The organism is Pseudomonas sp. 13B_2.1_Bac1 (genome assembly GCF_025466155.1).
In the GTDB taxonomy this organism is placed as follows: Bacteria; Pseudomonadota; Gammaproteobacteria; order Pseudomonadales; family Pseudomonadaceae; genus Aquipseudomonas; species Aquipseudomonas aylmerensis.
This window is the reverse complement of the sequence record NZ_JANLOH010000053.1, coordinates 190,618-209,966: the sequence shown is the minus strand read 5'-3', so window position 1 is coordinate 209,966 and position 19,349 is coordinate 190,618. Positions and strand designations below refer to the sequence as shown.

At 61.6% G+C, this 19,349-nt stretch carries 17 protein-coding genes; 7 read left to right on the top strand and 10 right to left on the bottom strand.

Annotated features, from left to right (window positions below):
* Positions 1-544: 544 nt before the first annotated feature.
* The 6 genes from NTD80_RS13605 to NTD80_RS13580 all read right to left on the bottom strand — a co-directional run bounded on the left by NTD80_RS13605 (position 545) and on the right by NTD80_RS13580 (position 7,687).
* Positions 545-1,444, bottom strand: a complete 900-nt coding sequence (locus tag NTD80_RS13605) for a DMT family transporter (protein WP_065899454.1) — start codon at positions 1,442-1,444, stop codon at positions 545-547.
* A 182-nt stretch (positions 1,445-1,626) separates the two neighbouring features.
* Positions 1,627-4,197 carry a TonB-dependent receptor gene (locus tag NTD80_RS13600; RefSeq protein ID WP_262134010.1) on the bottom strand — a complete coding sequence of 857 codons (2,571 nt, stop codon included), beginning with the start codon at positions 4,195-4,197 and terminating at the stop codon, positions 1,627-1,629.
* A 127-nt stretch (positions 4,198-4,324) separates the two neighbouring features.
* Entirely contained in the window at positions 4,325-5,293 is a 969-nt protein-coding gene (locus NTD80_RS13595) for a FecR family protein (protein ID WP_262134009.1), read from the bottom strand.
* Positions 5,290-5,829, bottom strand: a complete 540-nt coding sequence (locus NTD80_RS13590; protein WP_262134008.1) for an RNA polymerase sigma factor — start codon at positions 5,827-5,829, stop codon at positions 5,290-5,292. Before NTD80_RS13590 ends, NTD80_RS13595 begins: the two co-directional genes overlap by 4 nt.
* 173 nt (positions 5,830-6,002) lie before the next feature.
* Complete coding sequence (locus NTD80_RS13585) at positions 6,003-6,875, bottom strand: dihydrodipicolinate synthase family protein (protein WP_065899450.1); 873 nt, start codon at positions 6,873-6,875, stop codon at positions 6,003-6,005.
* Positions 6,876-6,904: 29 nt separating this feature from the next.
* A complete protein-coding gene (locus NTD80_RS13580) occupies positions 6,905-7,687 on the bottom strand; it encodes an aldolase (protein WP_262134007.1) in 783 nt (260 codons plus the stop codon).
* Positions 7,688-7,847: 160 nt separating this feature from the next.
* Here NTD80_RS13580 and NTD80_RS13575 point away from each other — a divergent pair, with 160 nt between their 5' ends.
* A complete protein-coding gene (locus NTD80_RS13575; protein WP_065899448.1) occupies positions 7,848-8,375 on the top strand; it encodes a helix-turn-helix domain-containing protein in 528 nt (175 codons plus the stop codon).
* 80 nt (positions 8,376-8,455) lie between these two features.
* Here NTD80_RS13575 and NTD80_RS13570 read toward each other — a convergent pair whose 3' ends face one another.
* Positions 8,456-9,472, bottom strand: a complete 1,017-nt coding sequence (locus NTD80_RS13570) for a DUF4917 family protein (protein ID WP_262134006.1) — start codon at positions 9,470-9,472, stop codon at positions 8,456-8,458.
* 125 nt (positions 9,473-9,597) lie between these two features.
* Between NTD80_RS13570 and yiaY the strand changes: the two genes are divergently transcribed.
* A complete protein-coding gene (gene yiaY, locus NTD80_RS13565) occupies positions 9,598-10,746 on the top strand; it encodes an L-threonine dehydrogenase (protein WP_201143691.1) in 1,149 nt (382 codons plus the stop codon).
* Here yiaY and NTD80_RS13560 read toward each other — a convergent pair.
* Both NTD80_RS13560 and NTD80_RS13555 read right to left on the bottom strand, forming a co-directional pair.
* Positions 10,713-11,900: an MFS transporter gene (locus tag NTD80_RS13560; protein ID WP_262134005.1), complete on the bottom strand. Its 1,188-nt coding sequence runs from the start codon at positions 11,898-11,900 to the stop codon at positions 10,713-10,715. The genes yiaY and NTD80_RS13560 overlap by 34 nt on opposite strands.
* 103 nt (positions 11,901-12,003) lie before the next feature.
* Entirely contained in the window at positions 12,004-13,227 is a 1,224-nt protein-coding gene (locus tag NTD80_RS13555) for an aminotransferase class I/II-fold pyridoxal phosphate-dependent enzyme (protein ID WP_262134004.1), read from the bottom strand.
* Between the two features lie 306 nt (positions 13,228-13,533).
* Between NTD80_RS13555 and NTD80_RS13550 the strand changes: the two genes are divergently transcribed.
* The 5 genes from NTD80_RS13550 (at position 13,534) to NTD80_RS13530 (ending at position 18,807) form a co-directional block, all read left to right on the top strand.
* On the top strand, positions 13,534-14,208 hold the full coding sequence (locus NTD80_RS13550) for an NAD(P)H-binding protein (protein WP_262134003.1): 675 nt from the start codon (positions 13,534-13,536) through the stop codon (positions 14,206-14,208).
* Positions 14,208-15,116, top strand: coding sequence for a LysR family transcriptional regulator (locus NTD80_RS13545; protein ID WP_120447824.1), 909 nt, complete (start codon positions 14,208-14,210; stop codon positions 15,114-15,116). The genes NTD80_RS13550 and NTD80_RS13545 overlap by 1 nt, the downstream gene beginning before the upstream one ends.
* A gap of 167 nt (positions 15,117-15,283) precedes the next feature.
* Positions 15,284-16,477 carry a CaiB/BaiF CoA transferase family protein gene (locus tag NTD80_RS13540; RefSeq protein WP_262134002.1) on the top strand — a complete coding sequence of 398 codons (1,194 nt, stop codon included), beginning with the start codon at positions 15,284-15,286 and terminating at the stop codon, positions 16,475-16,477.
* Complete coding sequence (locus NTD80_RS13535) at positions 16,474-17,415, top strand: hydroxymethylglutaryl-CoA lyase (protein WP_262134001.1); 942 nt, start codon at positions 16,474-16,476, stop codon at positions 17,413-17,415. Before NTD80_RS13540 ends, NTD80_RS13535 begins: the two co-directional genes overlap by 4 nt.
* 60 nt (positions 17,416-17,475) lie before the next feature.
* Complete coding sequence (locus tag NTD80_RS13530; RefSeq protein ID WP_262134000.1) at positions 17,476-18,807, top strand: MFS transporter; 1,332 nt, start codon at positions 17,476-17,478, stop codon at positions 18,805-18,807.
* On the opposite strand, the gene NTD80_RS13525 is transcribed toward NTD80_RS13530, so the two are convergent.
* Positions 18,808-19,296, bottom strand: coding sequence for a DMT family transporter (locus NTD80_RS13525; protein ID WP_065899440.1), 489 nt, complete (start codon positions 19,294-19,296; stop codon positions 18,808-18,810). It lies immediately after the preceding gene.
* Positions 19,297-19,349: the final 53 nt, after the last annotated feature.

The window sequence follows — 19,349 nt, the reverse complement described above, 5'->3', positions numbered from 1 at the left end:
TCGAGCTTTAGCGAGGCTGCGAAAGCGGTGTCATGGGCGATAGAGGGGTTGGCTGAACTGCCGCTTTCGCGGGCAAGCCCGCTCCCACATTTTGACCGCACCCGGCCACAGATCTCATAGCCATCCCGCAATCCCCTGTGGCAGCCGTCGAGCTTTAGCGAGGCTGCGAAGGCGGCCGCATGGGCGATAGAGGGGTTGGCTGACCGGCCGCTTTCGCGAGCAAGCCCGCTCCCACATTTCGACCGTACCCGGCCACAGATCTCATAGTCATTCCGCAATCCCCTGTGTGTGTCGAGCTTCAGCGAGGCTGCGAAGGCGACGGCATGGGCGATAGAGGGGTTGGCTGACCGGCCGCTTTCGCGAGCAAGCCCGCTCCCACATTTTGACCGTACCCGGCCACAGATCTCATAGCCATCCCGCAATCCCCTGTGGGAGCTGCCGAGCTTTAGCGAGGCTGCGAAGGCGGCGGCATGGGCGATAGAGGGGTTGGCTGACCGGCCGCTTTCGCGAGCAAGCCCGGCTCCCACACAAGCCGGCGCCTGCATTAGATAGCGTTTACCTTCGGCGCTGGCGCAGGCTGCACCGCCGTCTTGCGCCCGAGCATCACCGTGACGATCACCCCACAGGCGAACAGCCACGTAATCGGCTCGATATGTTCGCCAAAGAACAGCGCCGAAAACGCGATGGTGAAGAAGATTTGCAGCAATTGGATCTGGCTGACCCGCGCGATCCCGCCCATGGCCAGCCCGGCGTACCAGGCGAAGAATCCCAGGAACTGCGAGAACAGCGACACATAGCCAAACGCCCACCAGGTGCGCATCGAAATCGCGCCTTGATGCTGCGCCGCCAGGTACCAGACCGGGCCGATCAGCACCGGCGTCGACAGCACCAGCGCCCAGCAGATCACTTGCCAGCCGCCCATCTCCTTGGCCAGCCGGCCGCCTTCGGCATAGCCCAGCCCGCCGACGGCAATCGCGCCGAGCATCAACAAATCGCCGGCCTGAATACTGCCGGCGCCGGTGATCAGCGCGTAACTCAACACCAACGCACTGCCCAGCGCCGCGCAGGCCCAGAAGGCTTTGGACGGTCGCTCATGCGACAGCCACGCGGCATACAGTGCCACGCACAAGGGTTGCAGGCCGTTGACCAGCGCGCCATGGGAGGCTGGCAAGGTTTGCATGGCCCAGGCCGACAACACCGGAAAGCCCAGGATCACCCCGGCGATCACCAGGCACAGCCCGCGCACCTGGCGCCAGGTGGGCCAGCGCTCACGACGCCACAGCAACAGCGCCGCCGCCGGAATCGCCGCGAACAGCGCACGGCCGAGGCCGTTGAGCAACGGGTGGATTTCCTGCACCACGATGCGGGTGAAAGGCAGGGTCAGGCTGAAGATGATGACGCCCAGCAGGCCGAGGGCCATGCCGGTATTTTCGCGCGAGCTCATGGGAGGGATCCGAAATCCAGAGGGCTTCAAGGGAAGCCCATCTAGCCACATCCCCCGCCAATCGCGGGCCTACAGCTGGGTGCGGATTTATCCGTACAGTTGCGTGCCAGGGCGATGGGAACGCTGCTGTTTCGCGGGTAAACCGAGTCGCCCGCATCGCCGGCGCGCCGGCGCCTACAGGTTCAGAAGAACCGCGTGATGCTGATCTTGGCGTTGCGCCCTTCGCTGTAGACACCGTCGCCGCTGAGTGCTGGCTGGTAGCTGCGGTTGAACAGGTTGTCGACGGTGAAGTTGATCTCGGTGCCTTTGAGGCCCGCCTGCTGCGGTTTCCAGTTGGCGAACAGGCCCTGGGTGTCGTAGCTGGGGTTCTCGGTCTGGTCGTAGATAAAGTCGCCAATGGTGGAGTTGAAGCCGCCAGGATAGATGTCGGTAGGCACGCGATCGGTCTTGCGCACGAACTGGCCCTGCCAGCCCACTTGGGCGTCCCAGCTCGGGATCTTGGTGCCGAGCACTACCACCCATTTGGCCGGTGGAATATCCCGTGCCCACACGTGCCGGTCGGTAGCCCAAGGGTTGGTGTAGGGGTTATCTCGTTTACCTGTAGCCCAGGAGTAAGTCAGGGAGCCGAACACGTACGTCGAGTCGTAGTAGCTTTCCAGCTCGAAGCCCTTGATGGTCATGCCGCCCACGTTGCGATAGTTGGTCCTGGACGCCGCGTCGGTGCACACCGCATCGATACTGCCTGGCACGGTCATTTGCCGTTCGCAGCCGAGGCCGGTGGCCTTCATGATCTCGTCTTCGATGCGGTTGTGAAACAGCGTGGTGCGCAGCTGCAGGTTGTCATCGCGGGTGAAGACGCCGGAGAAGTGCGTGACGTTGCCCGCCGTAATCGCGGTGATGCGCTCCGGGTCGAGGTTGAGGCTGGTGGCGCTGCGCGTGCTGGCAGAGCCTTGCACCTCGTACTGCTCATCGATAACCGGCGCGCGCCAGGTGCGGTTCCAGCTGGCGAAGAAGGCGACATCCGGAGTCACGTTCCAGAAGGCTGCCAGGCGTGGCGACCAACCGGTGTAGGTGCGGTCGCTGTAGTCATGGCCGACGCGCGGGTCCGGGCTGCTGTAGTACGGCGCGTCGTTGGCTTCGCCGCGGTTGCGCACGTGGTCATAGCGCAGGGACGGCGTGAGGGTGACGTCGCCAAGTGTCACGGCGTCCTGCAGGTAGAACGCATTGGTGTCGACTTTGCCGTGGGGCATGAAGTACGGCTGGAAATGGCCATAGTTGTATTTAGCGGTGTTGTAGGTCGCGCCCGGCATCCAGCTTTCGGTTTCGCGATCGTGCTTGCGCATCTGCACGCCGGTGGTTACGGCGTGTTCCAGCGGGCCGGTGGTAAACAGGCTGATGTTGCGCAGTTCAAGGATGCGGTCAGTGTAAGACGTTTCCATCTTGCGCCCGCCGGTGGCCAGGCTGATCACCGCATTCTCGGCGCGCTCGTCGGTCTGATCGGTCTTGGAGAACGAGTAGCTTAATTTCAAGTCGATCAGCGGGTTGTTCAACGGCTGGTATTCGTACTTGCCTGACCAGGTGGTGTCCACGGTTTCGCGGTCGGCCAGAAAGCGTTTCAGTGCGCCTTCGTAGCCATATCGGTCGATGGCTGATTGCGTCGGCGGCGACGGATAGGTTTTAGCCGAGAACGGCGCCATGCGCTCGCTTCTGGCGCTGGAATAGGACAGGCCCATGCTGTGCTCGTCGGTGAAGTGCGCGTTGAACTTGAGCAGCTCGCCTTCTACATCCTGCGCGCTGTTGGGCAGGCGCTTGGGGTTGATCGGGTATTCGTTGCGTGGGTCGGGCGGGGTGCCGGCGAGCTTCAAGTCATCGCCGTCGCGTTTGGTCAGGTAGATCAGGCCATCCATGCGGCCGTCGTCGGTGCGGCCATACACTGCGCCGGTGTACACCTGTTCGTGGGTGTTGCTGGAGTAGCCGTACTTGGCCATCGCCCCGGCGTTACGCCCATCCTTGAGCAGGTCCGGTGCATCCTTGGTGATCATGTTCACCGTGCCGCCGAAACCGCCGTTGCCGTTGAACGGCGAATACGGGCCTTTCTCCACCTCAATGCTTTTGATCAGCTCGGGTTCGATGAACACCGTGCCTTGCTGGTAGCGCTCGAAGCCGCTTTTGGTCGCGCCATCCACGGTCATTGGCACATCTTCGGCATCGCCCATGCCGCGAATGTTGATGGTCTGGCCACCGGGCTTGGGCGAGCCGCCCATGGACACTCCCGGCAAGGTCTGCAGCAGCGAAGGGATGTTGTCGGGCTGGTAGCGGTCGATATCGGCCTGGGTCAAGGTGGAGCGCCCGACGGTGCTGGAGTCGACCTCGTTGCCGGTGCCGATCACGCTCAGGGCTTCCAGCTGGATCGCGCCGCTCTGGGTGGTTTTTGCCTCTTCGGGCTTTACCACGTAAGTGCTGCCGACCCTGATCAGGATGAACTCGCCGTTTTTCAGCAGGGTGCGAATCGCCACTTCCGGGCTGAACTCACCGTTGAGCGCCGGTGCCTGCACGTTCTTGAGCAGTGCTTCATCGAACAACAGCTGGATCTTCGCCTGCTGCGCCACTTGGCTCAGCGACGTGGCCAGCGACTGGGCGGGCAGTTGCAGCTTGAACGACTCGGCCTGGGCGCTGAGGCTGAAGGCCAGGCAGGTGGCAATGACGGTCGGTCGAAGAAACAGGTGCGAAGCGTGGCAAGGCGCGCGAAACATGAAATCCCCCGGTGTGGCCAAGTGGCCGAAAAATGCGTGCGTATCAAACGCAGACCGGAGGAAGACGGGGCAGGCAAAAAAATCCACACCTGCGAATGAAAAATATTCTCAAGTACTGTTTCGAGGGTTATTTGCTGGGCTCGATCCGTACGATGCCATCGGCCGAGGCCACGGTTTTCACTGGCAGCAAGGCGGGCAGGGCGTTGAGCAGGGCGTCTGGGTCGTTGACATCGAGATTGCCCGAGACCTTCAGTTGCGCCACCGCATTGCTCACCTGCAACGGCGCCTGGGGACGGTAGAGGCTCAGTTCATCGATCAGGCTGGCTAGTTCGCGGTTGCGAAATGACAAGTGCCCGCTGCGCCAGTCGGCCACTTCTTCGGCGGTGAGGGTTTGTTGCTGCACGGTGCCCTTGGCGTAGCTGTAGGTGGCGCGCTGCTGGGCGCCGAGCAGGGTCACCGGGCTCTTTGCGTCCGGCTCGAAAGCCACCTTGCCGTGGGCGATGCTGACCACCAGTTGCTGTTGGCTGCGGCGTACATCGAAGCCGGTGCCGACCACCCGCACATTGGCCTCGCCGGCCTGCACGAACAGCGGCCGCTCCTTGTCGGCGGCCACCTCGATATACAGCTGGCCCTTGTCCAGGTGCACGATGCGTTGGTGCGCGGTGAAGTCCACACGCAGGCGCGTGTTGGCATTTACATACAGCGTGCTGCCGTCGGGCAGGTTGAAGGTGCGCATGCCCTTGGCATGGGCCGCCACTTGCGTGTGATACAGCTCGCGGGGCGCGCCGATATGCGTGGCCAGCACGGCGCACAACACTGCCGCGGCGACGGCCAGGGCAGGGCGCCACACCGATGGCTTGCGCTTGGGCAGGGGCACCGGTTTGTTCAGTTGCTGCAACTGTGCCAGGTCGGCCCACAGTTGCTCGAACTCGGCATAGGCGCGAGCATGCGCCGCAACCGCATGCCAGGCGGCAAACGCCTTGCGGTCGGCACGGCTCGCGTCATTACGGTTGCGTGCAAACCAGCTGGCGGCTTGGGCATCGATGGAGTCACTCGCTTCGATATCCAGGGCGTCGGTGTCGCTCAGGCGGTTCATTCTGGCTGCTCCGTGCCGGGGGCTGATTGAAGGCGTCGCTTGCAATGCAGCAGGGCAAAAGCGATGTGCTTTTCCACCATGCTCGTCGAAATGCCCATGCGCTCGGCGATCTGCGCCTGGCTCAAGCCTTCGAAGCGGTGCAGCATAAGGGCTTCTCGCCGGCGCGGCGAGAGTTCGGCGAGGACTTCTTTCAACTGTTCCAGGCGTTGCAAGCGCTGCGCGGCGGCCATGGGATCGTTTTGCTCGTCGGTGACCGGTTCGGCGTCCCTGTCGGCCTGATCGGAATGGGCGGTGTGCCGTACCTTCTGTCTGCGCCAGTGATCACGCAGCAGATTGCGCGCCATCTGGAACAGAAAGGCCCGTGGCTGCTCGACCTTGGCCCGGTCGCGGTAGTCCAGCCACTGGGTAAAGACATCCTGGGTCATGTCCGCCGCGTCGCTGGCGTTGTCCGTGCGTTTGCGCAGGAAATGCAGGATATCTGCATAAAACCCGCGAAAAGCATCGGCCGACAGCGGGTCGGGCTTGGGACGAGACATGGATATCCTTCGTGACGAAGCACGGCGTAGAGATGCCGCGAATGATATCGAGAATTATTGTCATTTGTCTCGGTTTAATTGTCGACGCCAGCTTGTCGGCAATCGCGTCGGGGGCAGTCGATGTTGATGTTGACTGCGAGAGCGCTATCGCCGGCAAGCCGGTTCCTACAGGGTCAGCGCAGCAATGTCTTTAGTTGCTCGATCCCGGCTTCACTCAACGGGAACACCGGCAACCGTGGATCGCCGGCTTCCAGCCCGGTCAGGCGCAAACCGGCCTTGATCGTTGCCGGTAGCCCGCCCTTGAGGATGAATTCCAGCAGCGGCAGTTGTCGGTAGAACAGTTCTCGCGCCTGGGTCAGATCATTCGCCAGCACCGCGTCATACAAAGCCAGGTTGAGCTGTGGGATCAGGTTCGGCGCTGCGGTGCACCAGCCTTTGGCACCCGCCACGAAGGCTTCCAGTGCCAGCGGGTTGCACCCGTTGAAGAACGGCACGTCGCTGTGGCGCCGTAATTGGTGCATGCGTTGAATATCGCCGGTGCTCTCCTTGACCATCGTCACGTTCTCCACGTGCTTGACGATCCGCAGGATCAAATCCACCGACATGTCCGTGCCGCTGGTGGCCGGGTTGTTGTAGAGCATGATCGGCACGCCGATGCTGTCGCCAATCGCAGCGTAGTGGGCGAGGATTTCCGCTTCGCTGAGTTTCCAGTACGAGGCCGGCAGCACCATCACCACATCGGCGCCATTTGCCTCGGCGTAACGGGCGCGCCGCACGGCTTTAGCGGTGGTCAGGTCCGAGACGCTGACCACAGTCGGTACGCGCCGGGCAATTTTTGCCAGGCTGTAGGCGCTGACTTCATCCCACTCGGCATCGCTCAGATAAGCCCCTTCGCCGGTGCTGCCCAGGGGCGCGATGGCATGGACGCCGGCGTCGATCAAGCGGTCGATGGAGCGGCCGAGGGCGTCGAGGTCGATGCGCTTACCGTCAGCGCTGAAGGGGGTGATGGTGTAGCCGATGATGCCGTGAATATCGGGGCTGGACATGGGAAGTCTCCTGTCAGAAAAGGGGCGGGTCAGTTCAGGCAATCGGCGTGCTGGCGCAGGTTCTGTCGCACGTAGTAATTGAACGCGGCGCCATGGCGCTTGGGCCGGGAGATCCAGTCGTGGGCCTCCCGCCCCAGCTCCGGCAGGATCGGCTTGATCGTCCCGGCCGCCATCGCCAGCAACTGCAGCTTGGCGGCACGCTCGATCAACTGTGCAATCACGCAGGCCTCCTCGACGCTCGCGCCGGTCGACAACTGGCCGTGGTGCGAAAGCAGGATCGCGCGTTTGTCACCGAGTGCCGCGGTAATGATTTCGCCTTCTTCGTTGCCCACCGGCACCCCGGGCCAGGCCTCGAGGAACGCGCAGTCTTCGTACAGCGGGCAGAGGTCCATGTGGGACACTTGCAGCGGTACTTCCAGCATCGACAGCGCGGCGATGTGCGTGGGGTGCGTGTGAATGATGCAGTTCACATCCGGGCGTCCTCGGTAGACCCAGCTGTGGAAACGGTTGGCCGGGTTGGGAATGCCGTGGCCTTCCAGCACTTCAAGGTCCTCGTTTACCAACAGCAGGTTGCTGGCGGTGATCTCATCGAAGCCCAGCCCCAATTGCTGGGTGTAATAGGTGCCCTGTTCGGGCCCGCGCGCAGTGATCTGCCCGGCGAGGCCCGAGTCGTGGCCGTGCTCGAACAGGATACGGCAGGTCAGCGCCAGCTTTTGCCGCACGGTCCACGTATTATCCGCCAGGGTATTTTGCATCTGGATCAGCGCTTGCTTGACCAGCTGGTCTTTCGGGAGTGCTAATGTCTTGGCCATATCGGTGTCCTTTGGGTGGTTCAACGGACGTCTGGTTTGCTGGTCTCCCGCTGCTCGCAAGGTCGCTGGGTGAACGCAAATGACACTAAAGATGCTATATGACACAAAGTGTCATTGGCAAGCACAGCTCATCGCTTCCTGCATGGATTAACCGCGGCACATGTCTATCCGTTTGAAATTATTGAGAAAAAAACTTGGCGTAACCTTGGAGAGCCTGGCTGAAAAGTCCGGGATGACCAAGAGCTACCTGTCCAAGGTTGAGCGCGGCCTCAACACGCCGTCGATTGCCGCCGCGCTGAAACTGGCCAAGGCGCTGAACGTGAAGGTCGAAGAGCTGTTCAGCGAAGACAGCGTCAGCCTCGACAGCTACAGCCTGGTGCGCAGCCATGAACGGCCCGACACGGCGCCCGGTTACGCGGTGCTCGCCCATCAAGTCAGTGAACGCAGCCTGCTGCCCTTCATCATCTACCCGCCGGCGGAATTCACCGACAAGAGCTTCAAGGAGCACGTGGGGGAGGAGTTTCTGTTTGTGCATGAAGGCCAGGTCGAAGTGGATTTCATGACTGAGCGCGTGATCCTCGAGCGTGGCGATGCGCTGCACTTCAATGCGCAGAAGCCCCACCGCCTGCGCTCGGTGGGGCCGGTGCAGGCGCAATTGCTGGTGGTGGTGCACAGCGCGCAGGACTGACGTCACTTGGCTGTTGTGAACACGCTCATGGTGGGCGCTGGCAAGCCAGCGCCTGTATTTGATCGAAGTCGCCCGGAAAGTCAGCGTTCGACCGGGACTGACAGCGCAGGATTGCCCAGCGGATGGGTGCGCGCCGCAAAGAATTCCAGCGCCACGCCCGACCCATCAAACAGCTGCGAGTACCGCCGCTTCTGCTGGCGAATAAACCCGTCGCTGCGCCCCGATACCGAGATTGCCAGCGTGGTCACCGGGGCTTGGCGAATCGCATCCACCAAGTGTTTATCCTGCGGCCCGAGGTCGTGGCCGAAGAGGCACAGCGCGCCTTCATGGGTCAGCAGTTGCTCATAGCAGAACGACAGGTAATCCGAGCTACGGATGGTCTTGAGCTTCTCGTCTACCGTGCCTTCGCTGACGAACAGCGGCACATCGTCGAGGGTCTTGATCGTGTTATTGATCGCAAAACTGCTCAGCAGGGTGCTGTCGGTGGTCGGCAATTTGCGCGCGGTACCGTCGAGGTTGCGCACCAGGTGCAGGCCTCCGTGCAGGTACAGAATGCGCGTGGCCTCGGTGCGCGTGTTGCGCAGGTCGAAGCTTGAGTCGGCGCTGCGAAACAGGTCGTCGATGCCTGGCGTGTGCAGGATCGCCCAGTAGTTGAGCAAGTCGTAGTTACTGGTAAACACCGTGGTGTATTGCGCCAGCTCCGCGTTGATCGTCGCCAGCGTCGACGGCTGCACCAGGCGCCACGGAATGTGCACCGCGTGGATGGTATTGATCAGCGCTTCCTTGATCGCGTAGTAGCGATTGCGCGGTGCCGCCGAGCTGACCGCCAGGGCCTTGTTGACCCGGTTGGTGGTCTTCAGCGCGCCAAGGGCCTGTTCGAAGCTGCGGGTTTGCAGGGCGTCGAACACGCTGAGTTCGGACTGGCCGAGGGGTTTTTCTTCGACGGTGCGCGCGTTTTCGAACAGCGAGTCGTAGGCGAAGTCTTCCCAAATCGTACGGCTGGCGCCGTTGCCGATCAGAATCCCGCTGAAGGCAGTGCGGCTGCGCAGTGCGCTCCAGTCTTCAAGGTGGGCATCAATATCCTGGAAATCCTTCATTGCGGCGGGTCTACTCGAATTCGGCTGGACGGTGACTTTATCACGAGCCGGCGTTGATCCTGATCAAGATGCCGCAGGCGGGTGAAGTCGATGCTGTAGGCATAAACGTCATCCGAGGATTCGCCATGAGCAGCACCTTCTTCATTCCCGCCGTCAACATCATGGGCACCGATTGCCTCGACGAAGCCATGACCGCCATCCGCAACTACGGTTTTCGCAAGGCACTGATCGTCACCGACGCCGGCCTGGCCAAGGCGGGCGTGGCCAGCATGATCGCCGAGAAATTGGCGATGCAGGACATCGACTCGGTGATCTACGACGGCGCCAAGCCCAACCCCAATGTGGAAAACGTCGAGAACGGCCTGGCGCTGCTGCAACAGAGCGCCTGCGATTTCGTCGTGTCCCTGGGCGGCGGCTCGCCCCATGACTGCGCCAAGGGCATCGCCCTGTGCGCCACCAACGGCGGGCATATCGGCGACTACGAAGGCGTCGACCGATCGAGCAAGCCGCAACTGCCGCTGGTGGCCATCAACACCACCGCCGGCACCGCCAGCGAGATGACCCGTTTCTGCATCATCACCGACGAAAGCCGCCACGTGAAAATGGCCATCGTCGACCGCAACGTCACGCCACTGCTGTCGGTCAACGACCCGGCGCTGATGGTCGGCATGCCCAAGGGCCTCACCGCCGCCACCGGCATGGACGCCCTGACTCACGCCATCGAAGCCTATGTGTCCACTGCTGCCACGCCGATCACCGACGCCTGCGCGATCAAGGCCATCGAGCTGATCAGCGCCAACCTGCGCCTGGCTGTACGCGACGGCAGCGACAAGGCCGCACGGGAAAACATGGCGTACGCTCAGTTCCTGGCGGGCATGGCGTTCAACAACGCGTCCCTGGGTTTCGTGCACGCCATGGCCCACCAGTTGGGCGGCCTCTACGACCTGCCCCATGGCGTGTGTAACGCGGTGCTGTTGCCCCACGTGCAAAGCTTCAACGCCAGCGTCAGCGCCAAGCGCTTGAGCGACGTCGGCCGCGCGCTGGGAGCGGATGTCAAAGGCAGCACGGACGAAGAGGGCGCCCAGGCCGCCATCGCCGCGATTCGTGCGTTGTCCCTGGACGTCGAAATCCCCGCCGGGCTGCGCGAGCTGGGCGCCAAGTTGCAGGACATTCCGCTGTTGGCCACTAACGCGTTGAAGGACGCGTGCGGGCTGACCAACCCGCGCCGGGCGGATCAGCGTCAGATCGAGGAGATCTTTCGCAGCGCGTTCTGATCCGTACGGCACCCGGCGGCGCAGAGAAATGCGCCGCCTGCCAACGCCATGCACAACAGTGCCAATGGCCATGATTGCGGACTCACCAACAGGCTGGCCACGCCGCCGATCATGGCGGCCATCAGTTGATGCATAAAACCGCTCAAGGCCATGGCGTAAGGGCCGTTGATGGGGGAACCATCATTGGCCAGGGACAAGCTGATCGGGTAACTCATCGACTGGCCCAACACTGCCAGGCAATACGGTAACCACAGCAGCACAGCGAGCCCGCTGGCAAATACACTGCCGAGCAACATCACGGCAGTCCCCAGCAATATCAGGGCTACGCCCCAACTCATCATCGTCAACCGCCCCGTTTGTACAACGAGGCGATTGACCATCAACGCCCCTGCCAGATACGCGCCGCTTATCGGCCATCCCAGCCAGCCATACTGCGTCGCGCTCCAGTCGAAGCGCCCCTGCAATATCAGTGGTGCGCAGGTGTTGAACGCAATGATGACGCCATAGCCCAGGCCGCCGATCATGGCCGGGTGGAGAAAGCCGGGGTGTCGCATAATCGTGGCGTAGATCCGCCAGGTCGGTAGCGAGGAAGCCGCCTTCACCAGCCGCGCAAACGTTACCCACCGCAAGATCACCATCAACGTGACGGCTGCGATCGCCAACGTATAAAAGATCGCTTTCCAGCCGAATGCCACTTGCACCAACGAACCTGCAAACTGGCCGATACCCAGCGCGATCACAAAGGTCATGCCCAACCACGACAAGCCTTTGGCCAACAGTTCCCCGCTGAAGCTATCCCGCACCAACACTCGCGCCATCACCGAAACACCGCCCGCGCCCACTCCCTGAATCAGCCGCAATACCAAGAATGTTTCTACGTTCAACGCCGATGGAATGGCGGTACTGGCCATGGCATATACCGCCAGTGACGCCAGCAATACCGGCTTTCTGCCAAACCGTTCGCTCAGTCTCCCCCACAGCAGCATCGGCAGCGCCATACCCACCAGGTACACCGCCAGAGCCAAGGCTACCTGGTCCTCGGCGGCGCGCAGGGCTAGGGCGATGGCGGGCACTGCGGGCAAGTAACCGCTGATGCCGAGCTGGGCGAGGAAAGCGGCGCAGCAGGCGAGGGTAAGGGTTGTGGTGCTTTTCAAGGGCTGACATCCGTCAGTGGAACTTCTGAAGTCATCATCGAAAATCCAGCTGCCAACCTGAACCGTGCGATTTGATGTTTTGGTTATTGAGCAACCGCAAACGTCAGCGGTTGTCGTGTTCTTCTAGAAGCATCACGAGTCTTGAACAAAATGAACGTATCGTTTGAGGGAGCATGTCCGCGCGCAGTGTTATACGAATGGCGGCTTTTCCCCTGGGCACGACCGGAAAGAATACCGCACCAGTGAAGAAGCCACTGTGTGAGAGTTGTGCAGCAATGGTGGTGGCTTTTTGTGCTTCGCCACAGGTGATCAAACGGATCGCTGTGTGCGTGCCTTGCTGGTCGGTATGTACAAGGCTATCGAATAACCGAATGTTGGTGAGGAGCTTTTCCTGAAGTAGAAGCAGTTCTGTCGTTTGATGTATTTTTATAGACGCCAGGCCTGCGCCAATAGCCGCGGAATTTAGACTTTGGGACCAATTGCTTGGCCCTCCATACCGGTTCATTAAGGTTTTTTGTTTTTCGCTGCCCAGCATGACTAGCCCTCCGCTGGCACCGAATGACTTGCCGAGCGAGGCGACAATTAAGGTTTGATCGTCTAGCGCTGAAAAATGTGGTCGGATGAAGCCACGTCCTTTCTCTCCAAATGCAGACAGTGCGTGAGAGTCGTCGAGATAAAGAAATAGACCGTAACGTGCTTTGAGATAAAGCAAGCTTTCAATATCTGTTTTCCCACCCATGCTGTAAACGCCATCCGCTATGTAAGCGACTTTTTTGCGCTTTTTACATAAGTCTTCAATGAAGCCTATGTCATTGTGCGGCGCGGTTATTACTTCCGTTTCATCTGCGCAGCATGCTTTTGTAAGGTTCATTGAGTAGTGAGTATATTTGTCAAATGCCAGGGTTGGGGGCGAATGGTCAGTTAATGCGCCGCTGGCGAGTAAAGGTAATAATCCAGCACTGGCTGCGCTGCAAGATAAAGTGCTTAGGCATTGTGAATCAAATAGCGTTGAGAGTTGTGTTTCATACTCCTCCAAAATAGCGAGCTTGCATCGATTTTTTGAGTTTGCAATTCGAAGAGTCTTGGCGGCAACGATGCCTTGTATGGCGCCATCCAGTATGTCTTGATGGTAGTCAAGCCCAAGGTAAGAAGTGGTGCAAAAGTGATAAAGGTCTCGTCCATATTGGTCGATGAGGTGGTTGGTACCTTTAACCGTTACATTAAGCTCGCAAAGCTTTCCTGACTTGGCTGATTGCCAGTCCTTATCAGCAGTCTGGATTATTTTTTTATAGTTTGAAAATTGGTTTTTTGACGGCAGGTTTTCCATTTTTTCGTCCTTGAAGAGGATGGGCGGAAAACATTAACGGGGAAATTCTTGAAGGGTAAGTCAGGCGTTTCCTGTAGAGAGGACGTCGCGCGGACTTTCTAATGTGGGCAGCCTCCTACGATACTCAGTTGCAATTAATCGCCTTGGGCTGTCCAGTCATGGCTCAAGGCGCCGGCGCCGTTCAATTTGTTGAGGTCGGCTCTCACGATAGTGAGTAAGGTGGCAGCGTAGGGGGCGAATGTGACGACGGCTTATGACGGCCTGTCTCTCAGATAGCCAAAACGAGCGGGATGAAGGGAGTGCTAGATGAGAGTTCTGTTATTCGGTGCCACCGGCATGGTCGGCCAGGGCGTCCTGCGCGAGTGCCTGCTTGCCCCTGACGTACAGGAAGTGGTCGCCGTCGGGCGCACGCCGCTGACCCAGGAGCATGGCAAGCTGCATCAGGTGTTGCACGGCGACATGCTGGATTTCCAGCCGTTGGAAAACTTGCTGCAAGGCTTTGACGCTTGCTTTTTCTGCCTCGGGGTGTCCTCGGCGGGTATGAATGAAACCCGCTACACCCACCTCACCTATGACCTCACCCTCGTTGCCGCCAGCACCCTGGCACGCCTCAATCCGCAGATGACCTTCATTTACGTGTCCGGCGCCGGGACGGACAGTTCCGAGGCCGGCAAGTCGATGTGGGCGCGTGTCAAGGGCAAGACCGAGAATGCCTTGCTGCGCCTGCCGTTCAAGGCGGTTTACCTGTTCCGACCGGGGATCATCCAGCCGTTGCATGGGGTGCGCTCGAAGACGCCGTTGTATCAGGCGTTTTACTCCGTGCTCGGGCCGTTGCTGTCGTCTGTGCGTCGGCTCAAGCCGGGTTGGGTGGTCAGTACTGTAACCGTTGGCCGGGCCATGCTGGCGGCGGTGCGCCATGGCGCGCCACAGCCGGTGGTGGAGCAGGCCGAGATCAATCGCCTGGCATCCGAGCGCGGCTGATGTTGCACAAGAGCCTGGTGCGCCGCCTGGACCTGATCACCCTGCAACTGTTCGTCGCGGTGTTCGAGGAGGGCACCCTGACCCGCGCCGCGGCCCGCGAAGCCATCGCGGTGTCGGCTGCCAGCAAGCGCCTGATGGAGTTGGAGCAGGTGCTCGGCGTGAGCCTGTTCGTGCGTCGGGCCAAGGGCATGGACCTGACCGCGGCCGGCGAGACCCTGTTGCACCATGCGCGGCAGATGCTGTTCAACGTGGAAAAAATGGGCCTGGAACTCGGTGAGCACAGCCACGGTGTGCGTGGTTACGTGCGGATGCTGGCCAATTTGTCGGCGATCATTGAGTTCCTTCCGGAAGACCTGCGCGATTTTTCCGAACTGCACCCCGAAGTCAAGACCGACCTTGAAGAGCGCCCCAGCAACGGCGTGGTCCAGGGCGTGCTGGATGGCGTCGCCGATCTGGGCATCTGCTCCAGCGACACCGACACCAAGGGCCTGCCCAGCGTGACCTATCGCCATGACAAACTGGTGGTGCTGATGCCGGCGGATCACGCGTTGGCGGCACGCGCATCCCTGGCTTTCGCCGACACCCTGGACAGCGACTACGTTGGCCTGCACGCCGCCAGTTCGATCAACATGCGCACCCACGCCGCCGCGCGCGAGGCCGGCAAAATGTTGCGCCTGCGCATCCACGTGCCGGGGTTTGATGCGATGTGCCGGATGGTCCAGGCCAACATGGGTATCGGCATCCTGCCGCAGAAGGCCTACGAACTGTTTGGCCGCGCGCTGGGATTGCACGCGGTGCCGCTGACCGATGCATGGTCGCACCGCAGCCTGATCCTGGTAGTGCGCGATGAAGCGCAGTTGTCGCCCGTCAGCCGCTTGCTGTTCGACTACCTCAGCGCGCCCCTGTAGAAGCCCTGCGGCGATGGCGATCTCGACATCGCCGCAGGGCTCAAGCACCGGGTCGCCCACCAGTGTGTTCGCGTTTCGCGAACGCTCCTTGCCAACTGACGGTTGGATTTTTCCTGTGCCTGTCCTCTAGCCTTGGCCACACATTCCAAGAACAAGAGGTACACCCCATGACGGCTCCCCTGAGCGGCATCAAGGTGATCGAGATCGGTACGCTGATTGCCGCGCCGTTCGCCGCCCGGCTGCTGGGCGAATTCGGTGCCGAGGTGATCAAGATCGAAGCCATGGGCCAGGGCGATCCACTTCGCAAATGGCGAAAGCTGCACGAAGGCACATCGCTGTGGTGGTACTTGCAATCGCGCAACAAGAAGTCCCTGGCGCTGGACCTCAAGTCCGCTGAAGGCCTGGGCCTGATCAAGCAACTGCTGGGCGACGCCGACGTGCTGATCGAAAACCTGCGCCCCGGTGGCCTGGAAAAACTCGGCCTGGGCTGGGACGTGCTGCACGCGCTCAACCCCAAGCTGACCCTGGTGCGCATCTCCGGCTATGGCCAGACTGGCCCTTACCGCGACCGCCCAGGCTTTGGTGCGATCGGCGAGGCCATGGGCGGCATTCGCTACACCACCGGCAACCCGGATTCGCCACCGGCGCGGGTCGGCGTAAGCCTGGGTGACTCCCTTGCCTCGTTGCACGGTGTGATCGGCGCGCTGATGTCGCTGCTGCGGGTCAAGACCGGCCAGGGCGACGGGCAGATTGTCGACGTGTCCCTCGCCGAAAGCGTGTTCAACCTGATGGAAAGCCTGGTGCCGGAATACGACATGCTCGGCCACGTGCGAGAACGCAGTGGTGGCGCCTTGCCTGGCATTGCGCCGTCCAATACCTACCTGACCGCCGACGGTGCTTATGTAGTGATCGCCGGCAACAGCGACCCGATCTACAAGCGCCTGATGACCACCATCGGCCGCGTCGACCTGGCCGAAGCCCCTGAGTTTGCCCACAACGACGGCCGCGCGGCGAAGAGTGGATTACTGGATGCCGCGATCACCCACTGGACCAGCAGCTTGCCCATCGACCAGGTGCTCAGCGCCCTGGAGGCTGCCGAAGTGCCGGCCGGGCGCATCTACTCGGTGGCGGATATCGTCAGCGACCCGCATTACCAGGCGCGCGAAATGCTGCTCGATGCCGAGTTGCCTGGTGGTGTGTCGGTGAAGATGCCGGGCATCGTGCCCAAACTTTCCGAAACCCCCGGTGGCGTCAACTGGCAGGGCCCGGCCCTGGGCCAGCACACCGATGACATCCTTGGCAGCCTGGGCCTTACCGGCGCCGATATCCAACGCCTGAAAACCTCGGGAGTGGTGCAATGATCACTGACTATGGCGACCCGCTGATCGTGCAGGAAGTCTCCCCGCGCGATGGCCTGCAAATCGAACCGACCTGGGTCGAGACCGTCGACAAGATCGCGCTGATCGATCAGCTGTCGCTGGCCGGTTTTTCGCGTATCGAAGCCGGTTCGTTTGTGTCGCCCAAGGCCATCCCCGCGTTGCGCGACGGCGAGCAGGTGTTCCAGGGCATCGCGCGCAAACCCGGGGTGATCTATGTGGCGCTGATCCCCAACCTCAAGGGCGCCCAGCGCGCCGTCGAGTCGCGCGCCGATGAGCTGAACCTGGTGATGTCCGCCAGCCAGACCCACAACCTGGCGAATATGCGCATGCGCTGCGAGGCCTCGCTGGCAGCGTTCGGTGACATTGTGCGCTTTGCCGCCGATCACCCGGTGCGCCTCAATGGCAGCATCGCCACCACCTTCGGTTGCCCGTTCGAAGGCAAGATCGATGAAGACCGCGTGCTACAGATTGTCGACGCGTATCAAGCCCTCGGCATCCAGGGCATCAGCCTGGCCGACACCACCGGCATGGCCAACCCGCGCCAGGTGGAACGCCTGGTCAAACGTGTGTTGCAGCGCGTGCCGGCGGGCGACCTGACCCTGCATTTCCACAACACCCGCGGCCTGGGCTTGTGCAATGTGCTGGCTGCCTACGAGGCCGGCGCCCGACGTTTTGATGCGGCGCTGGGTGGCCTCGGCGGCTGTCCGTTTGCGCCGGGGGCGTCGGGCAATATCTGCACCGAAGACCTGGTCAACCTGTGTGACGAGGTCGGCATTCACACCGGTATCGACCTGCCGCACCTGCTGCACATGTCCCGGCGCTTGCCGGCCTTGCTTGGCCATGAGTTGCCCGGCCAGGTGGCCAAGGCCGGGCGCAACAGTGACTTGCATCCGCCACCGGCCTACATCGCCACGCTGTAACGCCGCACCAGACAACAAAAACAATCGGACGCCTGTGAGCAGTCCGCTGGAGAGAAACCCATGAGCACTAATACGTTGGAGGCCGGCGCGCGCCCGGCCGCTGAAATCGATGCCGAAAAAGCGCTGGTCAGCAAGGTCGCCTGGCGCCTGATGCCGCTGATCATGGTGTGTTACCTGTTCGCGTTTTTTGACCGTATCAACATCAGCTTCGCCAAGTTTCAGCTGCAAACCGACCTGAGCCTCAGCGACACCGCCTACGGCCTGGGCGCCGGTTTGTTTGTGGTGGGCTATGTGATCTTTGAAGTGCCGAGCAACATGATGCTGTACAAGGTCGGCGCCCGGCGCTGGATCGCACGGATCATGATGTCCTGGGGCCTGGCCACGGCGGCGATGGTGTTTGTCACGGCCGAGTGGCAGTTCTATGGCCTGCGCTTCATCATCGGCGCGATGGAGGCGGGCTTCGCACCTGGCGTGTTGTACTACCTGACCCTGTGGTTCCCGCAGCATTTCCGTGGGCGCATCACCTCGATGCTGTTCCTGGCCTCGGCCTTCGCCGGCCTGGTGGGTGCACCGTTTTCCGGCCTGGTGCTCGAGCACCTCGACGGCGTACTGCAGATGCGCGGCTGGCACTGGTTGTTCCTGCTCGGCGGCTTGCCGTGCATCGGCCTGGGGTTCCTGGTGTTGACGTTGCTCAAGGACCGCATCGAAGACGCCCATTGGCTGACTTCTGCGGAAAAGGTCTTGCTGTCGAGCCGCATCGCCAAACATGAGCCGAATACCCATGGCGGCTCACTGCTGTCGGCGATACGTATTCCGGGTTTCCTGATGCTCGGCTTTATCTACTTCCTGATCCAGGTGGCTTCCTACGGCCTCAACTTCTGGGCACCGCAATTAATCCGCAGCGCCGGCACCCAGAGCCCGGTGATGATTGGCCTGCTCACGGCTATCCCGTATGTGTGCGGTGCGATCAGCATGGTGGTGATTGGGCGTCTGTCGGATGCCACCGGCGAGCGCCGCAAGTTTGTCTGCGGCCTGGTGGTGCTCGGCGCGGTGGGCTTCTTCAGTGCCGGGATCTTTGCCGACCACACGACGTTCCTGATCATCGCCCTGGGCATGCTGGGCGCGGGCATCATCGCCTCGATCCCGACCTTCTGGACGCTGCCTCCCAAGCTGCTGGCCGGCGCCGGTGCGGGCGCGGCGGGTGGGATCGCGGTGATCAACACCCTCGGGCAGTTCGGTGGGATCGTCAGCCCGGTAATGGTAGGGCGGATCAAGGACCTGACCGGCAGCACCACCCCGGCGCTCTACGTGATCGGTGTGTGCGCGCTGTTGGCCGCGGCGCTGCTGCTGTGGGGCCTGCCGCAGAAACTGCGCACCCTCGACAAAGGCTGATCAGCCCGCCGTCGCCAAGGCCCGGGCCGGCGTGGCGCTGAACTGAATCAACGCCACGCCGCCGATCAACAGCAACGCCCCCAACACGCGGGGCGTTGTCAGTTGGCGCTCCACCAGGCCGAACAGGCCGAAATGGTCGAGCAGCAGCGAGGCAAGAATCTGCCCGGCCATGGCCAACGCAATAAACCCCGACGCGCCCAGCTTGGGCAGCAACATCAACGCCAGGGAAATAAAACACACCCCGAATGCGCCGCCGGCCCACATCCACAACGGCGCCTTGCTGATGAATGCCAGGCTTGGCAACGGCAGACGCAGCGCGATGATGACCGGCAGCAGCACGATAATGCTCACCAGCAACGAGGCGAGCGTGGCCCAGAGCGGGTGGCCAAGCCCGCGACCGAGGTTGGCGTTGATCGCGCTTTGAAACGGCACCACCGCGCCGGCAATCACCGCCAACGCCAATAATCCCAGCCAATGCAACGTGGTCATGATGAATCTCCCAGAGGTTTTGCTGGACTCTAGGCTATTCGTCGCGCAAATTT